The organism is Paraburkholderia flava (genome assembly GCF_004359985.1).
Lineage (GTDB): Bacteria > Pseudomonadota > Gammaproteobacteria > Burkholderiales > Burkholderiaceae > Paraburkholderia > Paraburkholderia flava.
The window spans coordinates 871581-897707 of record NZ_SMRO01000002.1; the positions used below are offsets into that span (position 1 = coordinate 871581).

The 26127-nt window shown below is 63.2% G+C and carries 22 protein-coding genes; 17 read left to right on the forward strand and 5 right to left on the reverse strand.

What is annotated here, in order from left to right; all coding sequences use genetic code 11:
• The first annotated feature begins 84 nt into the window (after positions 1 to 84).
• From pstS to phoR, 7 genes are all read left to right on the forward strand, one after another.
• A complete protein-coding gene (gene pstS, locus E1748_RS15365) occupies positions 85 to 1116 on the forward strand; it encodes a phosphate ABC transporter substrate-binding protein PstS (protein WP_133648062.1) in 1032 nt (343 codons plus the stop codon).
• A gap of 113 nt (positions 1117 to 1229) precedes the next feature.
• On the forward strand, positions 1230 to 2231 hold the full coding sequence (pstC, locus tag E1748_RS15370; RefSeq protein WP_133648063.1) for a phosphate ABC transporter permease PstC: 1002 nt from the start codon (positions 1230 to 1232) through the stop codon (positions 2229 to 2231).
• Positions 2228 to 3124, forward strand: a complete 897-nt coding sequence (gene pstA / locus E1748_RS15375) for a phosphate ABC transporter permease PstA (protein WP_133648064.1) — start codon at positions 2228 to 2230, stop codon at positions 3122 to 3124. Before pstC ends, pstA begins: the two co-directional genes overlap by 4 nt.
• A 15-nt stretch (positions 3125 to 3139) precedes the next feature.
• Positions 3140 to 3988 (forward strand): phosphate ABC transporter ATP-binding protein PstB, encoded by an 849-nt coding sequence (gene pstB, locus E1748_RS15380; RefSeq protein WP_133648065.1) that lies wholly within the window; start codon positions 3140 to 3142, stop codon positions 3986 to 3988.
• Between the two features lie 50 nt (positions 3989 to 4038).
• Positions 4039 to 4743: a phosphate signaling complex protein PhoU gene (phoU, locus tag E1748_RS15385; protein WP_133648066.1), complete on the forward strand. Its 705-nt coding sequence runs from the start codon at positions 4039 to 4041 to the stop codon at positions 4741 to 4743.
• Between the two features lie 36 nt (positions 4744 to 4779).
• Positions 4780 to 5481: a phosphate regulon transcriptional regulator PhoB gene (gene phoB, locus E1748_RS15390; RefSeq protein ID WP_133648067.1), complete on the forward strand. Its 702-nt coding sequence runs from the start codon at positions 4780 to 4782 to the stop codon at positions 5479 to 5481.
• A 100-nt stretch (positions 5482 to 5581) separates the two neighbouring features.
• The gene (phoR, locus tag E1748_RS15395; RefSeq protein WP_133648068.1) at positions 5582 to 6898 is read left to right on the forward strand and encodes a phosphate regulon sensor histidine kinase PhoR; all 1317 of its coding nucleotides are present in this window, start codon (positions 5582 to 5584) and stop codon (positions 6896 to 6898) included.
• 953 nt (positions 6899 to 7851) lie between these two features.
• On the opposite strand, the gene E1748_RS15400 is transcribed toward phoR, so the two are convergent.
• Positions 7852 to 9882 carry an NADPH-dependent 2,4-dienoyl-CoA reductase gene (locus E1748_RS15400; protein ID WP_133648069.1) on the reverse strand — a complete coding sequence of 677 codons (2031 nt, stop codon included), beginning with the start codon at positions 9880 to 9882 and terminating at the stop codon, positions 7852 to 7854.
• Between the two features lie 348 nt (positions 9883 to 10230).
• Here E1748_RS15400 and E1748_RS15405 point away from each other — a divergent pair, with 348 nt between their 5' ends.
• Complete coding sequence (locus tag E1748_RS15405) at positions 10231 to 11019, forward strand: DUF4397 domain-containing protein (RefSeq protein ID WP_133648070.1); 789 nt, start codon at positions 10231 to 10233, stop codon at positions 11017 to 11019.
• A gap of 165 nt (positions 11020 to 11184) precedes the next feature.
• Here the strand turns inward: E1748_RS15405 and E1748_RS15410 are convergent, their stop codons facing one another.
• Entirely contained in the window at positions 11185 to 11325 is a 141-nt protein-coding gene (locus E1748_RS15410) for an entericidin A/B family lipoprotein (protein WP_133648071.1), read from the reverse strand.
• Between the two features lie 263 nt (positions 11326 to 11588).
• Between E1748_RS15410 and E1748_RS15415 the strand changes: the two genes are divergently transcribed.
• The 6 genes from E1748_RS15415 (at position 11589) to E1748_RS15440 (ending at position 15990) form a co-directional block, all read left to right on the forward strand.
• Positions 11589 to 11765, forward strand: coding sequence for a DUF1328 domain-containing protein (locus E1748_RS15415; protein WP_133648072.1), 177 nt, complete (start codon positions 11589 to 11591; stop codon positions 11763 to 11765).
• A 108-nt stretch (positions 11766 to 11873) separates the two neighbouring features.
• Positions 11874 to 12035: a DUF1328 domain-containing protein gene (locus E1748_RS15420; protein WP_133648073.1), complete on the forward strand. Its 162-nt coding sequence runs from the start codon at positions 11874 to 11876 to the stop codon at positions 12033 to 12035.
• A 98-nt stretch (positions 12036 to 12133) separates the two neighbouring features.
• Positions 12134 to 12694 (forward strand): ferritin-like domain-containing protein, encoded by a 561-nt coding sequence (locus E1748_RS15425; protein WP_133648074.1) that lies wholly within the window; start codon positions 12134 to 12136, stop codon positions 12692 to 12694.
• Between the two features lie 520 nt (positions 12695 to 13214).
• Positions 13215 to 14390: a catalase family peroxidase gene (locus E1748_RS15430; protein WP_133648075.1), complete on the forward strand. Its 1176-nt coding sequence runs from the start codon at positions 13215 to 13217 to the stop codon at positions 14388 to 14390.
• A gap of 37 nt (positions 14391 to 14427) precedes the next feature.
• Positions 14428 to 14973 (forward strand): RNA polymerase sigma factor, encoded by a 546-nt coding sequence (locus E1748_RS15435; RefSeq protein WP_133648076.1) that lies wholly within the window; start codon positions 14428 to 14430, stop codon positions 14971 to 14973.
• A gap of 63 nt (positions 14974 to 15036) precedes the next feature.
• On the forward strand, positions 15037 to 15990 hold the full coding sequence (locus E1748_RS15440) for an anti-sigma factor family protein (protein ID WP_133648077.1): 954 nt from the start codon (positions 15037 to 15039) through the stop codon (positions 15988 to 15990).
• A gap of 95 nt (positions 15991 to 16085) precedes the next feature.
• On the opposite strand, the gene galU is transcribed toward E1748_RS15440, so the two are convergent.
• The gene (gene galU / locus E1748_RS15445; RefSeq protein ID WP_133648078.1) at positions 16086 to 16967 is read right to left on the reverse strand and encodes a UTP--glucose-1-phosphate uridylyltransferase GalU; all 882 of its coding nucleotides are present in this window, start codon (positions 16965 to 16967) and stop codon (positions 16086 to 16088) included.
• 57 nt (positions 16968 to 17024) lie between these two features.
• A complete protein-coding gene (locus E1748_RS15450; protein ID WP_133648079.1) occupies positions 17025 to 19892 on the reverse strand; it encodes a valine--tRNA ligase in 2868 nt (955 codons plus the stop codon).
• Between the two features lie 293 nt (positions 19893 to 20185).
• On the opposite strand from E1748_RS15450, the gene E1748_RS15455 reads away from it, so the two are divergent.
• From E1748_RS15455 to E1748_RS31490, 3 genes are read left to right on the forward strand one after another with little or no spacing between them, the layout of a single operon-like run.
• A complete protein-coding gene (locus tag E1748_RS15455) occupies positions 20186 to 22537 on the forward strand; it encodes a UvrD-helicase domain-containing protein (RefSeq protein WP_133649376.1) in 2352 nt (783 codons plus the stop codon).
• 11 nt (positions 22538 to 22548) lie between these two features.
• Positions 22549 to 23334: a 5'-methylthioadenosine/adenosylhomocysteine nucleosidase gene (locus E1748_RS15460; protein ID WP_133649375.1), complete on the forward strand. Its 786-nt coding sequence runs from the start codon at positions 22549 to 22551 to the stop codon at positions 23332 to 23334.
• A gap of 19 nt (positions 23335 to 23353) precedes the next feature.
• On the forward strand, positions 23354 to 23491 hold the full coding sequence (locus E1748_RS31490) for a hypothetical protein (RefSeq protein WP_166653571.1): 138 nt from the start codon (positions 23354 to 23356) through the stop codon (positions 23489 to 23491).
• A 97-nt stretch (positions 23492 to 23588) separates the two neighbouring features.
• Here E1748_RS31490 and E1748_RS15465 read toward each other — a convergent pair whose 3' ends face one another.
• Positions 23589 to 25775: a propionate--CoA ligase gene (locus E1748_RS15465; protein WP_240766635.1), complete on the reverse strand. Its 2187-nt coding sequence runs from the start codon at positions 25773 to 25775 to the stop codon at positions 23589 to 23591.
• Between the last annotated feature and the right edge of the window lie 352 nt (positions 25776 to 26127).

Consider the following 26127-nt stretch of genomic DNA (forward strand, 5'->3'; position numbering starts at 1 on the left):
GCTTCACGGATAGTCATGTTACTGTCATAAAGAGACCCTAAGCTTCGCGGTGTCGTGTCATCCGCTCACACCACTGGAGGTCTCATGAAATTGATGCAAACCGCGCTCGCTGGCATGGCTGGCGCGCTCTTCGCGATCGCAGCGCAAGCCGCCGACGTTACCGGCGCGGGCAGCACCTTCGCAGCACCGATCTACACGAAATGGGCTGACGCCTATCAAAAGTCGGGCGGCGGCAAGATCAACTATCAAGGTATCGGTTCGTCGGGCGGCATCAAGCAGATCGTCGCGAAGACGGTCGATTTCGCTGGTTCGGACGCTCCGCTGAAGGACGACGAACTCGCGAAGGATGGCCTGTTCCAGTTCCCGACGGTGGTGGGCGGCGTCGTGCCGGCGATCAACGTGCCGGGCGTGAAGCCGGGCGAACTGGCTCTGTCGGGTGAAGTGCTCGGCGACATCTATCTGGGCAAGATCAAGAAGTGGAACGACCCGGCAATCGCCGCGCTGAACCCGAAGGTCAAGCTGCCGGATACGGACATCGCCGTGGTCCGCCGCGCTGACGGTTCGGGCACCAGCTTCATCTGGACGAACTACCTGTCGAAGGTGAACCCGGAATGGAAGTCGAAGGTCGGCGAAGGCACGACGGTCAACTGGCCGGTCGGTACGGGCGGCAAGGGTAACGACGGCGTCGCTGCATTCGTGCAACGTCTGCCGGGCGCAATCGGCTATGTGGAATGGGCGTACGCCAAGCAAAACCACATGACGTACACGTCGATGAAGAACGAGTCGGGCAACGTGGTCGAGCCGACGACGGACACGTTCAAGGCCGCCGCTGCCGGCGCCGACTGGAAGAAGTCGTTCTACCAGATCCTGACGAACGAGCCGGGCAAGAACGCATGGCCGGTCGTCGGCGCGACGTTCGTGCTGCTGCACACCGCGCAGGACAAGCCGGATCAAGGCAAGGAAACGCTGAAGTTCTTCGACTGGGCGTTCAAGAACGGCGGCTCGGCTGCAGACGATCTGGACTACATCTCGCTGCCGTCGTCGGTGGTGAGCGAAATCCGTTCGCAATGGAAGGAAAAGGTCAAGGATACGTCGGGCAAGGCAATCGCCGAGTAAGCGTCGTCCAATAGTTGTGTGACCCGCCGCCCGGCCGCGCGAAAACGCGCGACCGGGCGGCTGCAGTACCGGCGGCCGGCATCGTGTCGCGCCGCATTCGGAAACAGGCTCTCATGTCCGACATCCAATTCGTGTCGAGCGCGCCCGGCTCAAGACCGCCCGGCAGCGCAGCACAACAGAAAGCCCCCAGCCGGGCCGGCGATGTGATCTTCGGCGGCCTTGCACGGTTCTCCGCGATCGTGACCCTGCTGTTGCTCGGCGGCATCATCGTCTCGCTGATCGTCGCCTCGTGGCCGTCGATCCACCAGTTCGGTTTCAGCTTTCTCTGGACCGCCGACTGGGATCCACCCAGCAAGCAGTTCGGCGCGCTCGTCCCGATCTACGGCACGATCGCCACGTCGGTCATCGCACTCGTCATCGCCGTGCCGGTCAGCTTCGGCATCGCGCTCTTCCTCACTGAACTGTCGCCCGCGTGGCTGCGTCGTCCGCTCGGCATCGCGATCGAACTGCTCGCCGCGATTCCGTCGATCGTCTACGGGATGTGGGGTCTGCTCGTGTTCGCGCCGATCTTCGCGACGTACTTCGAAAAGCCGCTCGGCCAGTTGCTCGGCGGCATGCCCGTGGTGGGTGCGCTGTTCCGCGGAGCACCGATCGGTATCGGCATCCTGTGCGCCGGCGTGATCCTCGCGATCATGATCATTCCGTACATCGCCGCCGTGATGCGCGACGTGTTCGAAGTGACGCCCGTGCTGCTGAAGGAATCGGCTTACGGCATCGGTTGCACGACGTGGGAAGTGATGTGGAAGATCGTGTTGCCGTTCACGAAGTCGGGTGTGATCGGCGGCGTGATGCTCGGCCTCGGCCGCGCGCTCGGCGAAACGATGGCCGTCACGTTCGTGATCGGCAATACGAATCTGCTCGACAACATCTCGCTGTTCTCGCCGGGTAACAGCATCACGTCGGCGCTCGCGAACGAATTCGCGGAAGCCGATCCCGGCCTGCACATGTCGGCGCTGATGGAACTGGGGCTGATCCTCTTCGTGATTACCTTCATCGTGCTGACGATCTCCAAACTGATGCTGCTGCGTCTCGAGAAAGGGGAGGGCGCGAAATGAGCGATCCGACTCTGAACATGCCGGGTCTCACCGATCCGGCCGCACTCGAAGCCACGCGTAACCGTCTGCAGCGTCGTCGCCGCGGGACCAATGCGGTCGCGCTCGCGATGTCGCTGGCCGCGATGGCCTTCGGGCTGCTGTGGCTCGTGTGGATCCTGTACACGACGCTGAGCCTCGGCATCGGCGGTCTGTCGATCGAACTGTTCACGCAGTCGACGCCGCCGCCGAACACCGACGGCGGTGGTCTCGCGAACGCGATCGTCGGCAGTCTGATTCTCGTCGTGCTCGCTACTTTTGTCGGTACGCCGATCGGCGTGCTGGCCGGTGTCTATCTCGCCGAGTACGGCCAGAAGCGCTGGCTCGCGAGCGTCACGCGCTTCATCAACGACATTCTGCTGTCCGCACCGTCGATCGTCGTCGGCCTGTTCGTCTACGCGCTGATGGTGCCGACGATGGGCCACTACAGCGGCTGGGCCGGTGTCATCGCGCTGGCGCTACTGCAGATTCCGATCGTGATCCGCACGACCGAGAACATGCTGAAGCTGGTGCCGAACGCGCTGCGCGAAGCTGCCTTTGCACTCGGCACGCCGAAGTGGAAGATGGTGCTGTCGATCACGCTGAAGGCATCGATTGCCGGCATCGTGACGGGCGTGTTGCTGGCGGTCGCGCGGATCGCAGGCGAAACCGCACCGCTGCTGTTCACCGCGCTGTCGAACCAGTTCTTCTCGTTGAACCTGAATCAACCGATGGCGAACCTGCCGGTCACGATCTACAAGTTCGCCATGAGTCCGTTCTCGCAATGGCAGTCGCTCGCATGGGCGGCGGTGTTTCTGATTACGCTCGGTGTGCTGGGACTGAACATCCTCGCGCGTTCGATCTTCTCGAAAAAGTAAGGGCGGAGTAATCCGATGAATATGGCAGAGAGTCACTTCAACCCGGTCGGCGACGTCACAGCGCCCGCGGGTTTCGATCCCGCCCAGGGCGAACGCGCGCAGGCGCCGGCACAGCCGAAGATCGAGGTCAACGACCTGAACTTCTTCTACGGCAAGTACCACGCGCTGAAGAACATCAACCTGAAGATTCCCGAAGGCAAGGTGACCGCGTTCATCGGCCCGTCGGGTTGCGGCAAGTCGACGTTGCTGCGCACCTTCAACAAGATGTACGCGCTCTATCCGGAGCAACGCGCCGAAGGCGAAATCCTGATGGACGGCGAGAACCTGCTCACGACGAAGCGCGACATCTCGCTGCTGCGTGCGCGCATCGGCATGGTGTTCCAGAAGCCGACGCCGTTCCCGATGTCGATCTACGACAACATCGCATTCGGCGTGAAGATGTTCGAGTCGCTGTCGCGTTCGGAGATGGACGATCGCGTCGAGTGGGCGCTCACGAAGGCCGCGCTGTGGAACGAAGTGAAGGACAAGCTCGCGCAGAGCGGCTACGGTCTGTCCGGCGGTCAGCAACAGCGTCTGTGTATCGCGCGCGGTATCGCGATCCGTCCGGAAGTGCTGCTGCTCGACGAACCGTGTTCCGCGCTCGACCCGATTTCAACGGGCCGCATTGAGGAACTGATCGCTGAGCTGAAGAGCGACTACACGGTGGTGATCGTCACGCACAACATGCAGCAGGCGGCGCGCTGTTCCGACTACACTGCTTACATGTACCTTGGCGAGCTGATCGAATTCGGCGATACCGAAAAGATCTTCATCAAGCCGGTCCGCAAGGAAACCGAGGATTACATCACCGGCCGCTTCGGCTGAGCGTTACGCGCTGCCGTTACCCGTTACGCAGTGCCAGAAGGGAGCAAGACATGACCGATAAGCATCTCTCCAGCCAGTTCGATGCCGACCTGAACCTCGTTTCGTCGAAGGTTCTTGAAATGGGCGGCCTCGTCGAATCGCAGATCGTCAAGGCGATGCAGGCGCTGAACGGCTTCGACGGCGAAATCGCCGACGAGGTGATCGCTGCCGAAGACCGTCTGAACACGATGGAAGTCGAGATCGACGAAGAGTGCAGCAACATCATCGCGCGCCGCCAGCCGGCCGCACGCGACCTGCGTCTGCTGATCGCGATCTCGAAGACGATCACGAATCTCGAACGCGCCGGCGACGAAGCCGAGAAGATCGCGAAGCGTACCAAGCGTCTGATGGAAGAAGGTTCGTCGCGCAACATCAACATCGCCGAGATCAAGCTGTCGGGCGAGATGGCCGTGTCGATCCTGCGCCGCGCGCTCGACGCGTTCGCGCGTCTCGACACCGTGGCCGCCGCGCAGATCGTGCGCGACGACAAGGCGATCGACGAGGAATTCCGCGCGTTCGTGCGCAAGCTCGTGTCGTACATGACCGAAGATCCGCGCACGATCTCCGCCGGGCTCGACTTCCTGTTCATCGCGAAGGCGATCGAACGGATCGGCGACCACTCGAAGAACATCGCCGAATTCATCATCTATATCGTCAAGGGGACCGACGTGCGCCACAAGTCGCGCGACGCCCTCGAGCGCGAAGCGCTCAGCTGATCCCGTTACTCCTAGTCAAAGGTCAAAGAGGTGCCGATGCCCAGCAGCATTCTCGTCATCGAAGATGAGCCCGCAATCTCCGAACTGATTTCGGTCAATCTTCAGCACGCGGGACATTGCCCGATTCGTGCGTACAACGCCGAGCAGGCGCAAAACCTGATCAGCGACGTGCTGCCCGACCTCGTCCTCCTCGACTGGATGTTGCCCGGCAAGTCGGGCATCGCGTTCGCACGCGACCTGCGCAACAACGAGCGCACGAAGCACATCCCGATCATCATGCTGACCGCTCGCGGCGACGAGCAGGACAAGGTGCTCGGCCTCGAGATCGGCGCCGACGACTACGTGACGAAGCCGTTCTCGCCGAAGGAACTGATGGCGCGGATCAAGGCCGTGCTGCGTCGCCGTGCGCCGCAGCTGACCGAAGACGTCGTCGCGATCAACGGCCTGAAACTCGATCCGGCCACGCACCGGGTCGCCGCGCATGCGCAGGGCAGCGAGGTCAAGCTCGATCTCGGTCCGACCGAGTTCCGTCTGCTGCACTTCTTCATGACGCATCCGGAACGCGTGCACAGCCGCACGCAGCTGCTCGATCAGGTGTGGGGCGACCACGTGTTCGTCGAGGAACGGACCGTCGACGTGCATATCAAGCGTCTGCGCGCCGCGCTCAAGCCGGCCGGGTGCGATGCTATGATTGAGACGGTACGCGGCAGCGGCTACCGGCTCGCGAAGAGCGCTTAACCGGCATTTCGACGCCGTTTCCGCGACGGCGCGACTGCCCGGTACATGGTTCGCCGCGGCCTCGGTCGCCGCGCGTTCTCCTTTCTTCGATCGCTAGAACATGAACGTCATCTGGGCACGCTCCATCGTGTCGGTCGTGCTGCTTGCCGTTCTGTGCACGGTGCTTGGCGTGCTCTTCAACGTCGAGACGGCGCTGACAGTAGCGGTCCTCGTGCTGCTCGTCCAAAGCTTCTTCGGTACCTTCCACAAGCAGCGCCTGTGGCGCCTGCTCGATGCGCCGGTGTACGGCGAAGTACCGAGCGCGCCCGGCATCTGGGGCGAAATCTACTACCGTCTGCACAAGCTCGCGAAGCGCTGGCACGCGCAGGTGCGCCAGGTCGAACAGGCGCATTCGCGTTTCATCCAGGCCATTCAGGCGTCGCCGAACGGCGTCGCGATGCTCGACGATCACGATCAGATCGAATGGTGCAACGCGATCTCCGAAGTGCATTTCGGTCTCGATGCGCGCCGCGATCTGCGTCAGCACATCACCCATCTTGTGCGTCAACCTGAGTTCGTCCGCTACCTGAATTCGCATCTGTACGACGAGATGCTGATCATGCGCGGGATGGGCGACAAGCGGCAGAACGTGCTGTCCGTGCAGGTGTTTCCATACGGCGAAAATCGCAAGCTCGTGCTGTCGCAGGACATTACCGAACTCGAACGCACCGACGCGATGCGCCGCGATTTCGTCGCGAACGTGTCGCACGAACTGAAGACGCCGCTCACCGTGCTGTCCGGTTTTCTCGAGACGATGCGTGAACTGCCGCTCGCCGAAGCCGAGCGCACGCGTTACCTCGAACTGATGGAACAGCAGGCGTCGCGGATGCGGCACATCGTCAGCGATCTGCTCGTGCTTGCGACGCTCGAAGGCGACGGCAAGCCGCCGAGCAGCAGCCAGATGATCGATATGCGCGCGGTGCTGCGTCATTTGAAGGAAGACGCGCAGAGCCTGTCCGGCGATCGCCATCGCATCACGTTCGATGCGGACGAAGTGCTGACCGTCACCGGTGTCGAAACCGAATTGCTGAGCGCGTTCGGTAATCTCGTGACGAATGCGATCCGCTATACGCCCGACGGCGGCACGATTCACGTTACGTGGGCGGCACAGGGGGAATGCGCGCTGTTCTCGGTGGTGGACAGCGGGTTCGGTATTCCGGCCGCCGATATTCCGCGTTTGACCGAGCGTTTCTATCGCGTGGATCGCAGTCGTTCGCGCGATACCGGCGGTACGGGTCTTGGTCTCGCGATCGTGAAGCATGTGCTGCAGCGTCACGATGCGCAGCTTGAGGTGAAGAGCGAGGAAGGGCGGGGGAGTACGTTTTCCGTGCGGTTTCCGGCTACGCGGACGGCGCGCAGGCAGCCTGCGCCAGTGTGAGGGTAGTGCCCGTTTTTTTGCGATTTCCTTGTGGGTGAGTTTCTGTTCTTCCGCGCGGCGGTGCTAATTTGCGCCTCGCGGCGCGCGCGTTGCCCCTGTGCGGGGCGGCACCTACTTTTCTTTGCCACGGCAAAGAAAAGTAGGCAAAAGAAAGCCGCTGAGACGAAGCTTCTCCTTTCCGTGTGTTGCCTCGGTGGCACTCGCCTAAGTGGGCACCACGCTCACCCTGCATAGTGGTCCGAGACGAGACCTGCCCTCGCACCGCGTGCCTTGGTGACAAGGCAGTCATCCGTTCCGGCGGGCTTCGCCGCCGAAAGGCATAACCCCCTTCGCTCAGTGTGATCGCCCGGCACGGACGGCCATTGCGGTCGGTCGTATGTTTCCGGCGCCACTCATTGAGACTAAACGCGATCGCGTTTTGTTTGCGCCGCCAATCTCCCAGATGGTTTCCCACGCAGACCGATCCACGCGCACGCCAGTGCGCCGTGGGATGTGCGGGTGCCTTGTCACTCCCATTTGCGATCCGGGGGACGATCTCGTCTCGGACCACTGACCAATGTGAGCGTGGCGCCCACTTAGGCGAGTGCCACCGAGGCCACACACGGAAAGGAGAAGCTTCGTTTCAGCGGCTTTCTTTTGCCTACTTTTCTTTGCCRCGGCAAAGAAAAGTAGGTGCCGCCCCGCACAGGGGCAACGCCTGCGCCGCGAGGCGCGAGATCGCAGTCGCCGGCGAGGGCAAAAGATAAAGGCCAACGCCTGCGCCGCGAGGCGCAAATAAGCACCCGCCTGCCAGGGCAAAAGATAAAGGCCAACGCCTGCGCCGCGAGGCGCGAGATCGTAGCCGCCGGCTAAAGCAAAAGACAAACAACAACGCTTGCGCCGCGAGGCGCAAATTAGTACCGCCACGCGGAAGGACAGAAAAGCAAACGGCAACGCTCGCGCCAAAAGCTAGCCTACAACCGCGCCGCCAGCTCGGCCCCTTCCCGAATCGCCCGCTTCGCATCGAGTTCGGTCGCGAGCGCCGCCCCGCCGATCAGGTGATAACGCGTACCGCCGTTCTGCTGCGCATCCGGATACAACTCCCGCAGCGACTCCTGCCCCGCGCACACGACGATCGTCTCGACGTCGAGCCATTGCGCCTCGCCATTGCGCGAAATCTTCAACCCCTGCGCACCGATTTCCTCGTACGTGACGTTGTCGAGCATGCGCACGCCGTTGCGGATCAGTGTCGCGCGATGCACCCAGCCCGACGTCTTGCCGAGTCCTGCACCGAGCTTGCCGGCTTTACGTTGAAGCAGCCAGATCTCACGCGGCGCATGCGCTTCGACCGCAGGCTTCAGACCGCCGCGTTCAAGTACATCGAGATCCACGCCCCATTCATCGAGCCACGTATCGCGCGGCATCGGCAACGGCGCGCCCGCCGGATGCAGCAGAAACTCGCTGACATCGAAGCCGATACCGCCCGCACCGATCACCGCGACCGTGCGGCCGACTGGCGCACCGCGCAGCACCTCGACATACGACAACACGTTCGGCGCATCGATACCGGCGATCTTCGGCTTGCGCGGCACGATGCCGGTCGCGACGATCACGTCGTCGTAACCGCCCGCTGCGAGCAACGCGGCGTCGACGCGTGTGCCGAGCCGCACGTCCACCGCGTGCCGTTCAAGCTGGCTGCCGAAATAGCGGATCGTCTCCGCGAATTCTTCCTTGCCCGGCACGCGCATCGCGAGATTGAACTGCCCGCCGAGCGTCGCTGCTGCATCGAACAACGTCACGCGATGCCCGCGCGACGCAGCGACCGACGCCGCCGACAGACCCGCCGGTCCCGCACCGACCACCGCGACGCGACGTCGAGCGGATTCACCGCTTACCGGCCGGTACACGAGTTCGGTTTCGCGACCCGCACGCGGATTCACGAGACAGGTCGCGCGCTTGTTCTGGAACGTGTGATCGAGGCACGCCTGATTGCACGCGATACACGTGTTGATTTCGTGCGCGCGATCTTCAGCGGCTTTTACGACGAAGTCCGGATCCGCGAGCAGCGGTCGCGCGAGCGATACGAGATCGCCGGTGCCTTCCGCGATCAGACGGTCCGCGACATCCGGTGTATTGATGCGGTTCGACACGATCACCGGCACGCGCACCGCGGCCTTCAATCTCGCACTCAACGGCGCGAACGCCGCGCGCGGCACGGAGGTCACGATCGTCGGTACACGGGCCTCGTGCCAGCCGATGCCGGTGTTGAACATCGTCACGCCGGCCGCTTCGAGCGCCTGCGCGACCTGCACGGTTTCGTCCCACGTATTGCCGCCGTCGACGAGATCGATCAGCGACAGCCGGTACACGACGATGAAGCGCTCGCCGCATGCAGCGCGTACCGCTTCGACGATCTCACGTGCGAGCCGCATCCGGTTCTCGATGCTGCCGCCGTAGCGATCGGTACGATGGTTCGTGCGCGGACACAGGAACTGGTTCAGCAGATAGCCTTCGCTACCCATGATCTCGACGCCGTCGTAACCCGCGCGCTGTGCGAGCCGCGCACAACGCGCGTACGCGCGCACGGTGCGCGCGACGCCCGCTTCGGTCAGCGCGCGCGGCTTGAACTTCGAGATCGGCGATTTGATCGCGGACGCCGACACGACGAACGGTTGATAACCATAACGTCCCGCATGCAGAATCTGCAGCGCGATCTTGCCGCCTTCTTCGTGAACAGCACGCGTGATCAACCGATGGTTACGCAGATCGAACACCGAGTTCAGCGTGCCGCCGAACGGCAGCAGCCAGCCTTCGCGATTCGGCGAGATGCCGCCGGTGATCAGCAGGGCCGCACCGCCTTTCGCGCGTTCGCGAAAATACGCGGCGAGCTTCGGGTAATTCCAGAAGCGGTCTTCCATGCCGGTGTGCATCGAACCCATCACGACGCGATTGCGCAGCGTCGTGAAGCCGAGATCGAGTTCGGCGAGCAAGTTTGGGTAAGACATGCAGGGACCCTTGTAAAGTTTGGGTGCGCACGAACAATACACCGCGTTCTGCGCCAAACCTCCGAGGAAAAATTCTAATCCGCGCTGAGCGGGGCTCACGTGGGTCTCGTCGGGCGCGCGCCCGTCTGCACCATCGTGCGGCACATCGATTGCTGAATGCGAGCATCCGAAAGACGCGTGCAATTTTTTGCAACACCGGGAGGTGTCGCCTGCATGCACAGGGATACGAAAGGTCGCCGCTATTTCCGACGACGTCCGGTGCCGTTCCTCTCTCTACGAACGATGCATCCCGACGTTGCGGCGACCGCATATCAACGGGTGGATGCCCATCATCGAAGAGGTGGAAACATGAAGCTTATCCGGACCATGGCGGTGCTTGCGGGCGCAGCCTCGATACTTGCTGCGTGCGGTGGCGGCGGGCACGACGTCGGCAAGGAACTGGGCCTGCAAAACCCGGAGATCCATTTCGTTCACGCGATTCCCGGCGGACCTGCTGTCGACTTTCTCGTCAACGGCGCCGCGCTGCAATCGAACATCAGCTACAAGGGCGTGACGAACTTCGCGAACATCAACACCGGTCAGACGTCGGTGGCGTATGCGCCGACCGGCACGACGACGGCGATCGCGAGCGGCGCGTTCTCCGATGTCGCGAAGGGCCACGAGTACACGGTGATCGCGCTGCCCGGCACGCCGGCAAGCGACATCGGTCTGATCGACGATCCGTTCGACAAGGGGCTGCTGTCCGACGATGCGCGTCTGCGCGGCTTCAACGCATCGGTGAACGCGTCGAATCTCGACCTCTACCTCGTCCCCGCCGGCACCACCGACGTCACTAACATCAGCCCGACGATGGCGGGTATCGCATTCAAGAATGCCGTACCGGCAAGCGGTCAGGATTCGATCTACGTGTCGGGCGGCACCTATGTGCTGATCGCGACGCAGGCGGGCAGCAAGACGCCGATCTTCCAGTCCGCGTCGTTCAACCTGGCCAACAACGCCGACTGGCTCGTGACCTCCGTGCCGATCGCAGGTGCGTTGAGCCAGCTGTTGCCGAACCAGATTCATCTGCTCGTTGCACAGGGCGGCAACACGTCGCAGCCGGCACTCGAGTTGACGAATACGTTGAACGGTCAGTAGTAGAAAAGGAATCACACGCGCTTCGGTGCTTCGGTACGAAGCGCGTGAAGTCACCGGAAGAGTAGAAAAACGGAAAGCGGCGGCCCCCGAAAGAGAGCCGTCGCTTTTTTTGCGGTTACGTCGAACGCCGCACTGCTGCGCGCAGCGCGGACGGCATCGCTGCCGTTACTCCGATGCCTTGTCGGCGGAGTTCGTGATCGCGTGGCCGCCCTTCGAAATGTCCTGGCCTGCGCCGGCCACCGTGTTGCAGCCGGTGGCGAGCAGCGTGGCACCGGCGATCAGAAACAGCGCGATGAGTCGATTCATGGTGGGTTCTCCCTTGTAAGAAGGCATCGTTCGATCCGGTCGCGTTGCAATCCAGATTGCAACTGCATCGAGCCAGGTCGGCATCGTACGCAGCAATCCATGTGCCTGCCCCGCCGTACGGGCCCATATAACCGACACCTGCCCATGTCACGGGCCTTGCGGGGGCAGGCGCGGAATCTGCTGCTTCCGGTACAGGCCGCCATGCAGTTGCGGTTTAACGATGGTGCAAAACTTCATTCAACAATCAGGCGGAAGGAGTCGACATGCTGAAATGGGCGTTGGTTTTTGCAGTGATTGCCGTCATTGCAGGTGTGCTCGGGTTCACGGGTATCGCGGCAGGCGCGGCAGCGATCGCGAAGTTCCTGTTCGTGCTGTTCCTGATTCTGTGCGTCGTGTTCCTCGTGCTCGGCTTCGTCGTGACGAAGAAAATCGTCGACTAGCGAAAGCCGTGGCGTCGCTACGTCGCTCGTATTCGGGCGACGTGCGGTCTCATTCGTCGGCACTTCATCAGGACTTCATCAGGACTTCATCGGAACCAGGAGGCGCACATGCTGCATTACGCACTGGTGTTCTTCGTGATCGCGATCATCGCGGCCGTGTTCGGTTTTACCGGCATCGCGGCCGGCGCAGCGGAGATCGCGAAGATCCTGTTCTACATTTTTCTTGTCGTCTTTGTCGTCACGCTGTTGTTTGGTGTGTTCAGGACGTAGCGACTTTATCGAACAAAAAGAACGACACATCGTCCGCGCGGGCTGTGCTTCCGGTCCGCCCGCGCGGAGTCCCCGCAAACCGGTCAAGGAGTAGCTAAATGTCGAAGCAATCTGGCGCACAACAGTCGAAGGACACGTTCGTGATGGACGTGCAGCACATTCGCGAACAGGCGCGCAAGCATATGTCGGAAGGGCCGGTCACCGAGACTTACCACGCCGATCGCGACACCGTGCTGAAGCTGCTGAACGACGCGCTCGCGACCGAGATCGTCTGCACGCTGCGCTACAAGCGCCATCACTTCATGGCGAAGGGCATCAATTCGGAAGCGGTCGCTGCCGAGTTCGCGCAGCATGCCGCCGAAGAGCAGGGCCATGCGGACCGTCTCGCGGAGCGGATCGTGCAACTGGGCGGCGAGCCCGATTTCGATCCGGCCGGCCTGAAGTCGCGTTCGCATTCTGAGTATCGGGCGGGCGAGAATCTGACCGACATGATTCGCGAGAACCTCGTTGCGGAAAGGATCGCGATCGACTCGTATCGCGAGATCATTCGCTACCTCGGCGACAAGGACACGACGACGCGGCGTCTCTTCGAAGAAATCCTCGAGGTCGAGGAAGAACACGCGGACGATATGGCCGATCTGCTTGATGGGCGCGAATGAGGCGGTAGCAGATCGGGCACGGTGATGCAGGCTCTCGCGAATCGCATGGATGCATGGAGATAGCGTCGGAGCCTGCGACTCTGCGATCGCGTGTAGCGGAGATTTTTGGGCGTTCGTCGCGTGAGCGAACGAGCAGCCTGTGCACAGCTGTGTGAGCATCGAAGCGATGACGTCGGCTTCGATAGCGATAGCGATAGCGATAGCGATTGCGTTTGTGCAGAAGTAACAGCACGCGTCCGGCAGCACGATGCCGGACCGAAAAGAACCACGCCGCACACCACAACACGGCTTCTTCCCGCGACGCTTCACGCATCGCATCCCTCTACAAATAAAACACTGCACTCGCGATCTTTATTCCCGCGCACGTTTCCGTCGCACATCTACATATCGCTTATCTAAGAATTGAAAGCGTGTGGCAATATAGTGGCCCACCCGGCGAGCAAAAGTGCACGTTCGTGCGATGCACCATGCCTGCTGCGGTTCCATGCAAGATCGTTACTGCACTAACGGGGTTGACCCGATGCACTACCCGCAAGATCCAGCTGTGCCCCCACGACCTGTCCGGCGGACCCGCCGCCGGTTCTACGCGGTCGCGGCCGTCAGCACGACCGTCGTGGCGGGCGCGCTGTTCACGGTGGCGCTGCACGTGCGCGCCGAAAATGTCCCGACCCCCGTACGCATCGTCAATCAGTTCGAACGCGACAGCGGACGTCATCCGGGCTTCCGGCGCAATCACGCGAAGGGCGTCTGCGTGAGCGGGCATTTCGATAGCGATGGGCAGGGCGCTGGGCTGTCGCATGCGTCGGTGTTCGGGCGCGGCAGCGTGCCGGTGATCGGTCGCTTCTCTGCGCCGGGCGGCAACCCGCAGCAGGAAGACGTCGACACCACGGTGCGCAGCTTCGCACTGCTGTTCAGACTGAAAAACGGCGAGCAGTGGCGCACAGCGATGAATTCCGCACCGGTGTTCATGGTCGCGACGCCGCAGGCCGTGCTCGAACAGCTCGATGCATCGCGACCCGATCCGCGCACGGGCCGCGCCGATCCCGCGCGACTCGACGCGTTCCAGCAACGGCATCCGGAAACGCGCGCGCTGCTCGACTGGGAACGCGGGCATCCGCCGTCGTCGGGTTTCGACAATGCCGCGTACTACAGCATCGATTCGTTTCGCCTCACCGACACAGCAGGCGCGACGCATGCGGTGCGCTGGCGCGTCGAACCGCAGCGCGCGTATCAGCCGGTGAGCGATGCGCCGACCGACGATCCCGATTTTCTCGCGCATGAGCTTGCACACGACGTCGCGCAGGGTCCGGTGCGCTGGCATCTCGTACTGACCGAAGCACGGCCCGGCGATCCGCTCGACGACGCGACGCGCGCATGGCCCGACGACGGTCTGCATCGCGAGATCGATGCAGGGACGCTGGTGATCGATCGTGTGCAGGCGCAGGTCGATGGACCGTGCCGCGACGTCAACTTCGATCCGCTGGTGCTGCCGGCCGGCATCGCTGCATCGAACGATCCGCTGCTCGCGGCGCGTTCGACGGTTTACGCGGAATCGTTTCGCCGTCGCATCGGCGAAGAAGCACAGGCACGGCAGGGCGATTCATCGCACGGATGGACCGCCTGGATCGCCACGGTGAAAGCGTGGATCGAACCGTCGGACTTGTCCGGCGCGTCTCGCGAACCACGCACCGACTGACCCCATCGGAACTCGCTAAAAGGACACAGGCACGATCATGGCCGGACCTGTTATAGGCGCGGGCTCCGCGCTGGTGGAAGCGCTCCCGCAGATGCTGCCGAGGCTGTGGGCGTTCGCGCTCCGCCTGTCGGACGACACGCACGACGCGGAGGATCTTGTGCAACTATCCTGTCTGCGGGCACTCGAACGCACGCATCATCTGCAGCCGGATACTGCGCCGCTCAGCTGGATGTTTTCGATCCTGCATACGATGTGGCTCAACGAGTTGCGCGCGCGGCGGGTCAGGCAGCGTTCGCGGGTCGAGTGGGACGACGAACTCGTCGATTCAGTCGCGGACGAAACCGCGAGCGATCCGCTGGCCGAGGCGATGCATGCGCAGATCATCCGCGAAGTGCAGCAGTTGCCCGATGCGCAGCGCGCGGTGATGCTGCTGGTGGCCGTCGAAGGGTTGAGCTACCAGGAAGCCGCCGATGCGCTCGGCGTGCCGATCGGCACGGTGATGAGCCGGCTGTCGCGTGCGCGGCAGACGATCGGTGCTCGCTTCGGAGCCCCGAGACGAGCGAAAATGTCGAGAACGACGTAATGAATGACGTAACAAGCGACGCAACAACGGAACGAGTGGCATGAACGGGCAGGGAACGGGTCCATGAGCATGGACGAAGCACGGTTGATGGCTTACGTCGACGGTACGCTGTCGATGGACGAGCGCGACGACGTCGAACGCGAGATCGCCGGTTCATCCGACGCCGCGGAATGCGTCGCGCAACTCGAAGCGTCGCGGCTGCCTTATCGTGGCGTGCGCGACGCGTTCGCGCATCAGAACCTGCCGCCTGTTCCGCCCGCGCTCGCGGCCCGCATCGACGAACTCGCGCGTCAGCATGCACCGCGCAGCGATGCGCGTGCGGACCACGGCCAGCATGGCCAGCAGGGCCAGCATTACGCCGAAAGCGGCAACGACGCAGTCGGCCCGGACACATCCTCCCAACCTCAAACACCGATCCGTTCGCGGCTGCGCATTGCGCCCGCGTGGCTCGCGGTGGCGTTCGTCGCGGGCGCGTTCTGCATCGGCGCAGTGCTGCGCTTCGCACCCGACGGCGCAGGCATGCCGACGCCCTGGGTGCAGGCCGCGACCGGTTATCTGCAGCTCTATTCGCGCGCGACCGTCGCCGATGCGCGGCCCGATCCCGATGCGGTCTCGCACACGATCGACGCAGTACGCCGCGACGACCGTCTCGCGCTGCGCGTGCCGGATCTGCGCGATGCCGGCATGAAGTTCAGCGAGATCCAGCGGCTGACTTTTAACGGCAGGCCGCTCGTGCAGCTTGTCTATCTGCCGGCGCGCGGCGAGCCGGTCGCGCTGTGCGTGATGAAGCAGCCCGGCCCCGATCAGCCGATCGCGCGACAGACCGCGAACGGCATGCACGTCGTCACGTGGCGTCAGGGTGAGCTGGTGTATGCGTTGATCTCGGCGTCGACCGACGTCGATCTCGCGATGCTCGGTCAACGCATCGCGGATCGCAGCTTCGACCAGATTTCAGGAGGCGGCGCGACGCCGTCGAATCGCCGGGGCGAGTCTGACGACCAGGGGAAATGGGGCTGACGCAGGACAGGGCGGGAGAGGGGGGAGACAGCACGAAGGTCGTGTACGGACACAGACCTTCGCGCATGAGAAGAAAACGATAAGAACGTCGCTTACTACCCTTCAAGCACCGGCGAACGGTTGCGCAAATACGCTTCGAACTCGGCGGCAACTTCCGGATGCCGCAACGCGAATTCGACAGTCGCCTTCAGATACCCCAGCTTGCTGCCGCAATCGAAACGCGTGCCGTGATACTTGTACGCGAGCACCTGTTCGTCGGCGAGCAGCGACTGGATCGCGTCGGTGAGTTGCAGTTCACCGCCCGCACCCGGCTTCAGCGCGCGGATATGTTCGAAGATGCGCGGCTTCAGCACATAGCGTCCGACCACACCGAGGTTCGACGGCGCGACGTCCGGTGCTGGCTTCTCGACGATGCCCGACATCTTGATGATCGAATCCTCCCACTCCTTGCCGTCGACGATCCCGTACGACTTCGTCTCCGATGGCGGAATTTCTTCGACGCCGATCACGGAGCTGTGATAGTGGTCGAACACCTCGATCATCTGCGCCATCACCGGCGGCGTGCCGTACAGCAAATCGTCCGCGAGAATCACGGCGAACGGGTTGTCGCCGACCAGCTTCTCCGCGCACAGCACCGCATGACCCAAACCGAGCGCTTCCGGCTGACGCACATAGAAGCAGTCCACGTGACTCGGTTTGATGCTGCGCACGAGTTCGAGCAGCTTCACCTTGCCGCGCGCTTCGAGTTCAGCTTCGATCTCATACGACTTGTCGAAGTGATCTTCGATCGCACGCTTGCTGCGGCCCGTGACGAAGATCATTTCGGTGATGCCGGCGGCCATCGCTTCCTCGACCGCATACTGGATCAACGGCTTGTCGACGATCGGCAGCATTTCCTTCGGGCTCGCCTTCGTGGCCGGCAGGAACCGGGTGCCCAGACCTGCTACCGGAAAGACAGCTTTTGTAACTTTTAGCATGTGATTACCCTGATCTTCTTGGTTACCCTGGTTACGTGACCTGTCGCGCGGCGGGAGTTAGCCCGGCAGACGCGCGAGCTGGGCGCCGAGCTTCTCGAGCGTGCTGCGAAACTCCGCGAGCCGTCGCTGTTCCTGCTCCACCACGGCCGGCGGGGCCTTTGCGACGAAGCTCTCGTTCTGCAGCTTCGCATCCGCTTTCGACACTTCCCCGGTCAACCGCGCAATTTCCTTCGACAGACGTTCGCGCTCAGCCGCGATATCGATCTCGACCTTCAGCACGAGCTTGTCATTCCCTACGATAGCAAACGGCGCGCCATGGGCTGCGGCGTCGAGCGTTGCCTCGTCCGCGATGATCTGCACTTCCGACAGTCGCGCGAGCGCCTGCACGTACGGCGCGAACGAGCGCAGACGATCGGCGTTGCCGGTGACGAGCAGCGGCACCTTCGTTGCCGGCGACAGGTTCATTTCGCCGCGCAGGTTGCGGCATGCGTCGATCGTCGCCTTCAGGTCGGCCACCCATTGCTCGGCCGCCTCGTCGATTTTCTTCGGCTCGGCGACCGGGTAGCGCTGCACCATGATCGATGCTTCGCCTTCCGTTTGCCCGGCCGGATAACGGTCCGTCAGCGGCGCGACTTTCTGCCACAACGCTTCGGTGATGAACGGGATCACCGGATGCGCGAGCCGCAGCACTGTCTCGAGTACGCGCAGCAGCGTGCGTCGCGTCGCGCGCTGCTGTTCGGGCGCGCCGGTCTGCAACTGCACCTTCGCGAGTTCGAGATACCAGTCACAGTATTCGTCCCACGCGAACTTGTATATGGCATTCGCCACATTGTCGAAACGGTAGTCGGCGAAGCCCTTCGCGACGTCCGCTTCGACGCGCTGCAGATGCGACACGATCCAGCGATCCGCCTGCGAGAAATCCGTGTAGCCGCCGGGACCGCAATCGCCTGGCGCACAGTCGCCGGGTTTGCCGAAGCCGCAGTCCTGGCCTTCGCAGTTCATCAGCACGAAGCGCGTCGCGTTCCACAGCTTGTTGCAGAAGTTGCGATAGCCCTCGCAGCGCGCGAGATCGAAGTTGATGTTGCGGCCGAGCGTCGCCATCGACGCCATCGTGAAGCGCAGCGCGTCGGTGCCGAACGCGGGGATGCCGTCGGGGAATTCCTTGCGGGTTTTCTTTTCGATCGACGCGGCCTGCTTCGGATTCATCAGCCCGGTGGTGCGCTTCGCGACGAGCGCATCGAGACCGATGCCGTCGACGATGTCGATCGGGTCGAGCGTGTTGCCCTTGCTCTTCGACATCTTCTGGCCTTCGGCGTCGCGCACGAGGCCGTGCACGTAGACCGTATCGAACGGCACCTTGCCGGTGAAGTGCGTGGTCATCATGACCATCCGCGCGACCCAGAAGAAGATGATGTCGAAGCCGGTGACGAGCACCGACGACGGCAGGAACGCCTTCAATTCAGGCGTTTCCTGCGGCCAGCCGAGCGACGAGAACGGCACGAGCGCCGACGAGAACCACGTGTCGAGCACATCGTCGTCGCGTTTCAGCGCGCCGGTGTAGCCCTTCGCGGTAGCCTGTTCGCGCGCGGCCGCTTCGTCCTTCGCGACGAAGATCTCGCCGTTCTCGCCGTACCACGCGGGAATCTGGTGACCCCACCACAACTGCCGCGAGATACACCAGTCCTGAATGTTTTCGAGCCACTGGTAGTAGGTCGACGTCCAGTTCTCCGGGACCATGCGGATCTGGCCGTTGCGCACGACGTCGAGCGCGGTTTCGGCAATCGACTTGCCCGGATTGAACGTGCCTTCCGGTGCCGGCTTGCTCATCGCGACGAACCATTGATCGGTGAGCATCGGTTCGATCACGACGCCCGTACGATCGCCGCGCGGCACCATCAGCTTGTGCGGCTTCACCGATTCGAGCGCACCGGTCGCTTCGAGATCGGCAACCACCTGCTTGCGCGCGGCGAAGCGGTCAAGGCCGCGATATTTCTCCGGCGCGTTGTCGTTGATCTTGCCGTCGAGCGTCAGAATCTCGATCTGCGGCAGACCGTGGCGCTGGCCGACCTGATAGTCGTTGAAGTCGTGCGCGGGCGTGACCTTCACGACGCCGGTGCCGAACTCGCGGTCCACGTAGTCGTCGGCGATGATCGGGATCTCGCGATCGCTCAACGGCAGCTTCACGGTCTGTCCGATCAGATGCGCGTAGCGCTCGTCTTCCGGATGCACCATCACCGCGACGTCGCCGAGCATCGTTTCGGGGCGCGTCGTTGCGACCGTCAGATGGCCGCTACCTTGTGTGAGCGGATACTGGATGTGCCACAGATGGCCGTCTTCTTCCTCGCTGACCACTTCAAGGTCTGACACCGCGGTGAGCAGCACCGGGTCCCAGTTCACGAGCCGCTTGCCGCGATAGATGAGGCCCTGTTCGTACAGCTGCACGAACACGTCGCGCACGGCGGCCGACATCTTGTCGTCCATCGTGAAGTATTCGCGCGACCAGTCGATCGATGCGCCGAGGCGGCGCACCTGGCCCGTGATCGTCGAGCCCGACTGCTGCTTCCATTCCCACACGCGCTCGACGAATTTCTCGCGGCCGAGGTCATGCCGCGAGACGCCCTGCGCATCGAGCTGCCGTTCGACGACGATCTGCGTCGCGATACCCGCGTGATCGGTGCCGGGCACCCACAGCGTGTTCTCGCCGAGCATCCGGTGATAGCGCGCGAGGCCGTCCATGATCGTCTGGTTGAACGCGTGGCCCATGTGCAGCGTGCCCGTGACGTTCGGCGGCGGCAACTGGATCGAGAAATTCTTGCTGCCCGGCTCGAAGGCAGGGGCGGCGTAGCCGCGTTTTTCCCACTCGGGTGCCCAATGGGCCTCGATGGTCTGGGGCTCGAAACTCTTGGCAAGCGTGCTGTCGCTCATGGATGGGGATCTGCTCTGAATGCGTGGAAAGGTGCCTGGAACCTTGAATTATAAAGGGAGTGCGCGGCAAACCGGCCTTCGGGCGCAGGGGCGGGGTTGTCGCGACGGCGAGGGCGCTCTTTTTCGAGCGCCGCACGTGCGATACGTAGGGCGACATGCAGGGCGACACGCAGGGCGGCGAGCCGCGCGAAGGCGCGGGACATATAATGTCGAACGACCTGTCCGCACGCGGTCAGCACGACATCCCGATCCGCCCGCCATCTGCCGCCACCAGCCGTTTCCCTCCAGCACCCATGCCCGAACTGCTCGCGAATCTGAACCCCGAACAACACGCCGCCGTCACGTTGCCCAACGAACCGGCCCTGATTCTGGCCGGTGCCGGCAGCGGCAAAACACGCGTGCTGATCACGCGGATCGCGTGGCTGATCCAGCAGGGCTACGCGTCGCCGATGACGATTCTCGCGGTGACGTTCACGAACAAGGCCGCGCGCGAGATGATGTCGCGTCTGCAGGCGCTGCTGCCGATCGACACGCGCGGCATGTGGATCGGCACGTTCCACGGCCTGTGCAACCGGATGCTGCGCGCGCATCATCGCGACGCGGCGCTGCCGTCAACGTTCCAGATTCTCGATACCGCCGATCAGCTGTCGGCGCTCAAGCGCCTGATGAAGGGCCTCAATATCGACGACGAGAAATATCCGCCGAAGAACCTGCAGTACTTCATCAACAACGCGAAGGAGCAGGGACTGCGGCCGAAGGACGTCGACGCGACCGACAACTTCAACCGCAAGTTCGTCGAGCTGTACGAAGCGTACGACCAGCAGTGCCAGCGCGAAGGCGTCGTCGATTTTCCGGAGCTGCTGCTGCGCTGCTACGAACTGCTCGCGCACAATCCGCCGCTGCGTGCGCACTATCAGGCGCGCTTCCGTCACATCCTCGTCGACGAGTTCCAGGACACGAACAAGCTGCAGTACGCGTGGCTCAAGATGCTCGCGGGCGCGAGCAACGCAATCTTCGCGGTCGGCGACGACGACCAGTCCATCTATGCGTTCCGTGGCGCGAACGTCGGCAACATGCGCGACTTCGAGAACGAGTTCAACGTCCGCAACCTGATCAAGCTCGAACAGAACTACCGTTCGCACGGCCATATTCTCGATGCGGCGAACCAGCTGATCGCGAACAATTCAAAGCGGCTTGGCAAGAATCTGCGTACCGACGCAGGCCACGGCGAGCCGGTGCGCGTGTACGAGGCCGCGACCGATTCGCAGGAAGCCGGCTGGATCGTCGAAGAGATTCGCGCGCTGCTCGACACCGGGCTCTCGCGCGGCGAAGTCGCCGTGCTGTACCGGAGCAACGCGCAGTCGCGCACGATCGAACACACGCTCGTCAACGCGGGCATTCCGTATCGCGTGTATGGCGGCCTGCGCTTCTTCGAGCGCCAGGAAGTGAAGCATGCGCTCGCGTATCTGCGGCTCATCGACAATCCGAACGACGACACCGCGTTCGCACGCGTCGTCAATTTCCCGACGCGCGGCATCGGTGCGCGTTCGATCGAACAGGCCGCCGATGCCGCGCGTAGCTACAACTGCTCGATGGCTGCGGCGATCGTGTATGTGGCCGGCAAGGCGGGTTCGAGTCTCAGTGCGTTCGCGAACCTGATCGCGAAGATGCGCGCGGAAACGCAGCAGATGAGCCTGCCCGAAACGGTCGAGTACGTCGTGCGTGCGAGCGGTCTCGCGGATTTCTATCAGAACGAGCGCGAAGGTCAGGACCGTTTGGAGAACTTGCAGGAACTGGTCAACGCTGCGGCGGCGTTCGTCAGCGAAGCGGGCTATGGACTCGACACACCGGCCCGTTCGATTCCGCTGCGTCCGGGCGCGACGTCCGCGCCGGAACTCGAAACGGACGATGGTGGCGTGATCGTGCTCGATGCCGCCGAGATCACCGATCCCGCGCAGAATCCCGATACGATGACGCCGCTCGCGGGCTTCCTGTCGCATGCATCGCTCGAAGCCGGCGACAACCAGGCGCAGGCCGGCCAGGACGCCGTGCAGTTGATGACCGTGCACGCCGCGAAGGGACTCGAATTCACCGCCGTGTTTATCACGGGCCTCGAAGAAGGGCTTTTCCCGCACGAGAACAGCGCGATCGAATCCGATGGCCTCGAAGAAGAGCGCCGGCTGATGTACGTCGCGATCACACGCGCGAAGGAGCGGCTGTATCTGTCGTTTGCGCAGAGCCGGATGCTGCACGGACAGACGCGCTACAACATCCGATCGCGCTTCTTTGACGAACTGCCGCAAGAGACGTTGAAGTGGCTCACGCCGAAGGTCGAGGCCGGCGCGCGGTGGGGCGGTCGTTCCGACAACGCGGGCTATGGACGCGACTGGTTCTCGCGGCCTGACCGTCAGCGCGAATACAGCGATCCGGCGGTCAGCGCGCCGCTGCCCGCGTTTGCGAACGCGCAGCGCGCGGCGGAAAGCGGCTTCCGTGTCGGTCAGCAGGTGTTCCATACGAAGTTCGGTGAGGGCACGATCACCGCGCTCGAAGGCGGCGGCACCGACGCGAAGGCGCAGGTGAAATTCAAGCGGCACGGCGAGAAGTGGCTCGCACTGGCGGTCGCGAAACTGCAGGCGGTCGAATGAGTGCGGCGATGATGGAAACGAACAACACGGCTCGCCGACCGCTCGGTGTACTCGCGGCGCTGCCCGAAGAACTCGGCGATCTGATCGCATCGATGCGCGCGGACGGCGGCATGCGCACCGTCACGCACGGGCGACGCGACTATCACGTGGGCACCGTGCACGGCGTGTCGTGCGTGGTGACGCTCGCGCGTGTCGGGAAGGTCGCGGCGGCCGCGACGGTGAGCGCGCTGATTCACGCATTCGATGTCGACGCGGTGGTGTTCGCCGGGGTCGCGGGCGGTGTCGGACGCGCGGTTCGGATCGGCGACATCGTCGTGTCCGATGCGCTGCTGCAGCACGATCTCGATGCATCGCCGATTTTTCCTCGCTACGAAGTGCCGTTGCTCGGCGTGTCGCGCTTTAACGCCGATGCTGCGCTTGCCGCTCGACTCGCGGAGGCGTGCGAGCGTTTCGTCGCGGAAGAGGGCGCGTCGCTTGCGACACGCTTCGGCACGCAGCAGGCGTGCGTGCATCGCGGGCTCGTGATCAGCGGCGACCGCTTCGTCGCGAGCGCGGCGGAAGTCGAAGCGCTGCGCGACGCGTTGCCCGATGCGCTCGCGGTCGAGATGGAAGGCGCGGCGATCGCGCAGGTCTGCTACGAGTACGGCGTGCCGTGCGCAGTCGTGCGGACGATTTCCGATACCGCGGACGCGCATGCGCCGGCTTCGTTCAAGACCTTCTTGACCGATATCGCCGGTGCGTATTCGACGGGGATTTTGCAGCGGTTTTTGCGTAGCTACGCGGATAGCTTGCGGTGATGTAGCGGCGCTGCTGTCTATGTCCCGCTCGACATCTGCCACGCGCGACGCGCATGCGCCGGCTTCGTTCAAGACTTTCCTGACCGATATCGCCGGCGCGTATTCGACGGAGATGCTGCAGCACTTCCTGCGCGCTTACGCAACGTCGTTGCGCTGACGCGCGACCGATTTTTCGCGTGCGTGCATGTGTGCGTCGCGGCGACGGCGCATCGATCGTTGTTCACGAACGCCGCGCTGCTACGCCACGCACCACCCTAAATCTGCAACGCGTCGCGAATCTGCTGCAACGCGGCCGGATCTTCGATAGTCGGCAGATCGCCGGGATCGCGGCCTTCCGCGAGCGCCGCTATCGCGCGGCGCAGCAGCTTGCCCGAACGCGTCTTCGGCAGCATCGATACCACATGCACACGCGCCGGTCGCGCAATCGCGCCGAGATGCCGGTCCACCGTCATGGTCAATTGCGCTTCGAGCGTGCGGCGCGCATCGTCGGATGCGAACGGCGCCGTGTCGCGCAGCACGACGAACGCGAGCGCGACCTGCCCCTTCAGCGCATCCGTCACGCCGACCACCGCGACTTCCGCGACCGCTGCGTGACCCGACAACGCTTCCTCGATTTCGCGTGTGCCGAGACGATGGCCCGCGATGTTGATCACGTCGTCGGTGCGACCGAGGATCGTCACGTAGCCGTCTTCATCCTGCACGCCCCAGTCGAACGTCGAGTACACGGTTTGATTCGGCACGTTCGACCAGTACGTATCGACGAAACGCGCATCGTCGTCCCACACCGTCGTCATGCAGCCGGGCGGCAGCGGATAGCCAAGTGAGATGACGCCTTTTTCGCCGGGCGCGCACGGCTCGCCGGTGTGCTCGTTGCGTAGTGTCAGGTTGTAGCCGTAGACCGGCACGCCGGGCGACCCCAGCTTTTGCGGCAGTGCTTCGATGCCGCGCTGGATCGCGAGCATCGGCCAGCCGGTTTCGGTCTGCCAGTAGTTATCGACGACTGGTTTGCCGAGCGCGTCGCCGATCCACGAAGCAGTGGGTTCGTCGAGCGGTTCGCCGGCGAGGAACAGCGTGCGCAGGCTCGACAGATCCGCCTGTTTCAGTAGCGCCGGATCCTGCTTCTTGAGCACACGGATCGCGGTCGGCGCGGTGAACATCAGATTGATCCGATGCTGCTCGACGAGCCGCCACCAGATGCCACCGTCGGGACGGATCGGCGTGCCTTCGTACATCACCGTCGTGAGACCCGCGAGCAGCGGCGCGTAGATGATATAGCTGTGGCCGACCACCCAGCCGATGTCCGACGCGGTGAACATCGTATCGCCGGGCCGTCCGCCGAAGATGTATTCCATCGATGCTGCGAGCGCCACTGCATAGCCGCCGACATCGCGCTGCACGCCTTTCGGCCGCCCCGTTGTGCCGGACGTGTACAGCACGTACGACGGCTCGTTAGATTCGAGCCATTCGCACGGTACGTGCGCGTTGAAAAACTGCTCACGTAGCGGTTCGTAGTCGACGAGATAGCTGGCGTCGAGCCGTTCGGGCGCGAGTTGCCTATCGATCAGCAGCACGTGCGGCGGTTTGTGCGTGGCACGCGCGAGCGCTTCGTCGACGAGTGGCGTGTAGTCGATGACCTTGCCGCCGCGCGCGCCGGCGTCGGCGGTGACGATGAGTACGGGCTTGGCGTCGTCGATCCGCGCGGCGAGGTTCGGTGCTGCGAAGCCGCCGAACACGACCGAGTGAACTGCACCGAGCCGCGCGCACGCGAGCATCGCGAACACGGCTTCGGGGATCATCGGCAGATAGATCAGCACGCGATCGCCGCGCTGCACGCCGAGCGAGCGCATCGAAGCGGCCATCCGGTTGATTTCGGCGTGCAGTTCGGCGTAGGTGTAGCGGCGCTCGATGCCTGTTTCGGTTGATACGTAGACGAGCGCGTTCTGTTGCGCGCGATCGGCGAGATGCCGGTCGACGGCGTTATGGCAGAGGTTCGTGCGACCGCCGCAGAACCAGCGGGCGAAGGGGGGATTCGAGCGGTCGAGGACAGTATCGAATGGTGTTTCCCAGTGAATGCGATTTGCTTCTTCGCGCCAGAAGGCTTCGGGGTTTTCGATGGAGCGGCGGTGGAAATCCTGGTAGCTGACTGGCATCTGGTGGGCCTCCCGGGTGCTGTGCTGGTTCGTTCTGTTCTGTCTGTGGTTTTGCTTGTGGTTTTGCCTGTGCCGGCGGCTGCAATTTTTTGCTTCTCGGCGCGAGCGTTGCTTTTTTCTTGCGTGTGCTTTTCTGTCCTCCCGCGCGGCGGTGCTAATTTGCGCCTCGCGGCGCAGGCGTTGCCCCTGTGCGGGGCGGCACCTACTTTCTTTGCCGCGGCAAAGAAAGTAGGCAAAGAAAGCCGCTCGACACGTTACCAGGTCTTTTCCGCGTGATGCCCCCAGTGGCACTCGCCTAAGTGGGCACCACGCTCACACAGTGTAGTGGTCCGAGACGAGATCGTCACTCGCACCATAACCCGAAGTGACAAGGCGCCCGCACATCCCGCAGCGCACTGCGTGCGCGCGGACGGGTCTGCTTGGGAAACCATCTGGGAGATTGAAGGCAGAGGCAAAGTGCAGGCAGAGGCAAAGCGTGAGCGTGACCGCGTTGAGCTACCGCGCCGCGAAGATATGGTTTCATGCAGTGGTCGCACGCGCTATGCGATGACATTAAGCAGAGGGGTTATGCCCTTCGGCGGCGAAGCCCGCCGGAACGGATGACTGCCTTGTCACGAGGGTAAGCGGCGCGAGGGCGGATCTC

What these genes read in the sequence shown, in the direction of transcription:
- E1748_RS15420 (WP_133648073.1), top strand. Translation starts at nt 11,874, where the DNA reads ATGCTGCATTACGCACTGGTGTTCTTCGTGATCGCGATCATCGCGGCC.
- pstC (WP_133648063.1), top strand. Translation starts at nt 1,230, where the DNA reads ATGTCCGACATCCAATTCGTGTCGAGCGCGCCCGGCTCAAGACCGCCC.
- E1748_RS15460 (WP_133649375.1), top strand. Translation starts at nt 22,549, where the DNA reads ATGGAAACGAACAACACGGCTCGCCGACCGCTCGGTGTACTCGCGGCG.
- E1748_RS15415 (WP_133648072.1), top strand. Translation starts at nt 11,589, where the DNA reads ATGCTGAAATGGGCGTTGGTTTTTGCAGTGATTGCCGTCATTGCAGGT.
- E1748_RS31490 (WP_166653571.1), top strand. Translation starts at nt 23,354, where the DNA reads ATGTCCCGCTCGACATCTGCCACGCGCGACGCGCATGCGCCGGCTTCG.
- E1748_RS15400 (WP_133648069.1), bottom strand. Translation starts at nt 9,882, where the DNA reads ATGTCTTACCCAAACTTGCTCGCCGAACTCGATCTCGGCTTCACGACG.
- E1748_RS15430 (WP_133648075.1), top strand. Translation starts at nt 13,215, where the DNA reads ATGCACTACCCGCAAGATCCAGCTGTGCCCCCACGACCTGTCCGGCGG.
- E1748_RS15455 (WP_133649376.1), top strand. Translation starts at nt 20,186, where the DNA reads ATGCCCGAACTGCTCGCGAATCTGAACCCCGAACAACACGCCGCCGTC.
- E1748_RS15435 (WP_133648076.1), top strand. Translation starts at nt 14,428, where the DNA reads ATGGCCGGACCTGTTATAGGCGCGGGCTCCGCGCTGGTGGAAGCGCTC.
- E1748_RS15410 (WP_133648071.1), bottom strand. Translation starts at nt 11,325, where the DNA reads ATGAATCGACTCATCGCGCTGTTTCTGATCGCCGGTGCCACGCTGCTC.
- E1748_RS15405 (WP_133648070.1), top strand. Translation starts at nt 10,231, where the DNA reads ATGAAGCTTATCCGGACCATGGCGGTGCTTGCGGGCGCAGCCTCGATA.
- phoU (WP_133648066.1), top strand. Translation starts at nt 4,039, where the DNA reads ATGACCGATAAGCATCTCTCCAGCCAGTTCGATGCCGACCTGAACCTC.
- phoB (WP_133648067.1), top strand. Translation starts at nt 4,780, where the DNA reads ATGCCCAGCAGCATTCTCGTCATCGAAGATGAGCCCGCAATCTCCGAA.
- E1748_RS15425 (WP_133648074.1), top strand. Translation starts at nt 12,134, where the DNA reads ATGTCGAAGCAATCTGGCGCACAACAGTCGAAGGACACGTTCGTGATG.
- E1748_RS15440 (WP_133648077.1), top strand. Translation starts at nt 15,037, where the DNA reads ATGAGCATGGACGAAGCACGGTTGATGGCTTACGTCGACGGTACGCTG.
- E1748_RS15450 (WP_133648079.1), bottom strand. Translation starts at nt 19,892, where the DNA reads ATGAGCGACAGCACGCTTGCCAAGAGTTTCGAGCCCCAGACCATCGAG.
- pstB (WP_133648065.1), top strand. Translation starts at nt 3,140, where the DNA reads ATGAATATGGCAGAGAGTCACTTCAACCCGGTCGGCGACGTCACAGCG.
- galU (WP_133648078.1), bottom strand. Translation starts at nt 16,967, where the DNA reads ATGCTAAAAGTTACAAAAGCTGTCTTTCCGGTAGCAGGTCTGGGCACC.
- pstS (WP_133648062.1), top strand. Translation starts at nt 85, where the DNA reads ATGAAATTGATGCAAACCGCGCTCGCTGGCATGGCTGGCGCGCTCTTC.
- pstA (WP_133648064.1), top strand. Translation starts at nt 2,228, where the DNA reads ATGAGCGATCCGACTCTGAACATGCCGGGTCTCACCGATCCGGCCGCA.
- phoR (WP_133648068.1), top strand. Translation starts at nt 5,582, where the DNA reads ATGAACGTCATCTGGGCACGCTCCATCGTGTCGGTCGTGCTGCTTGCC.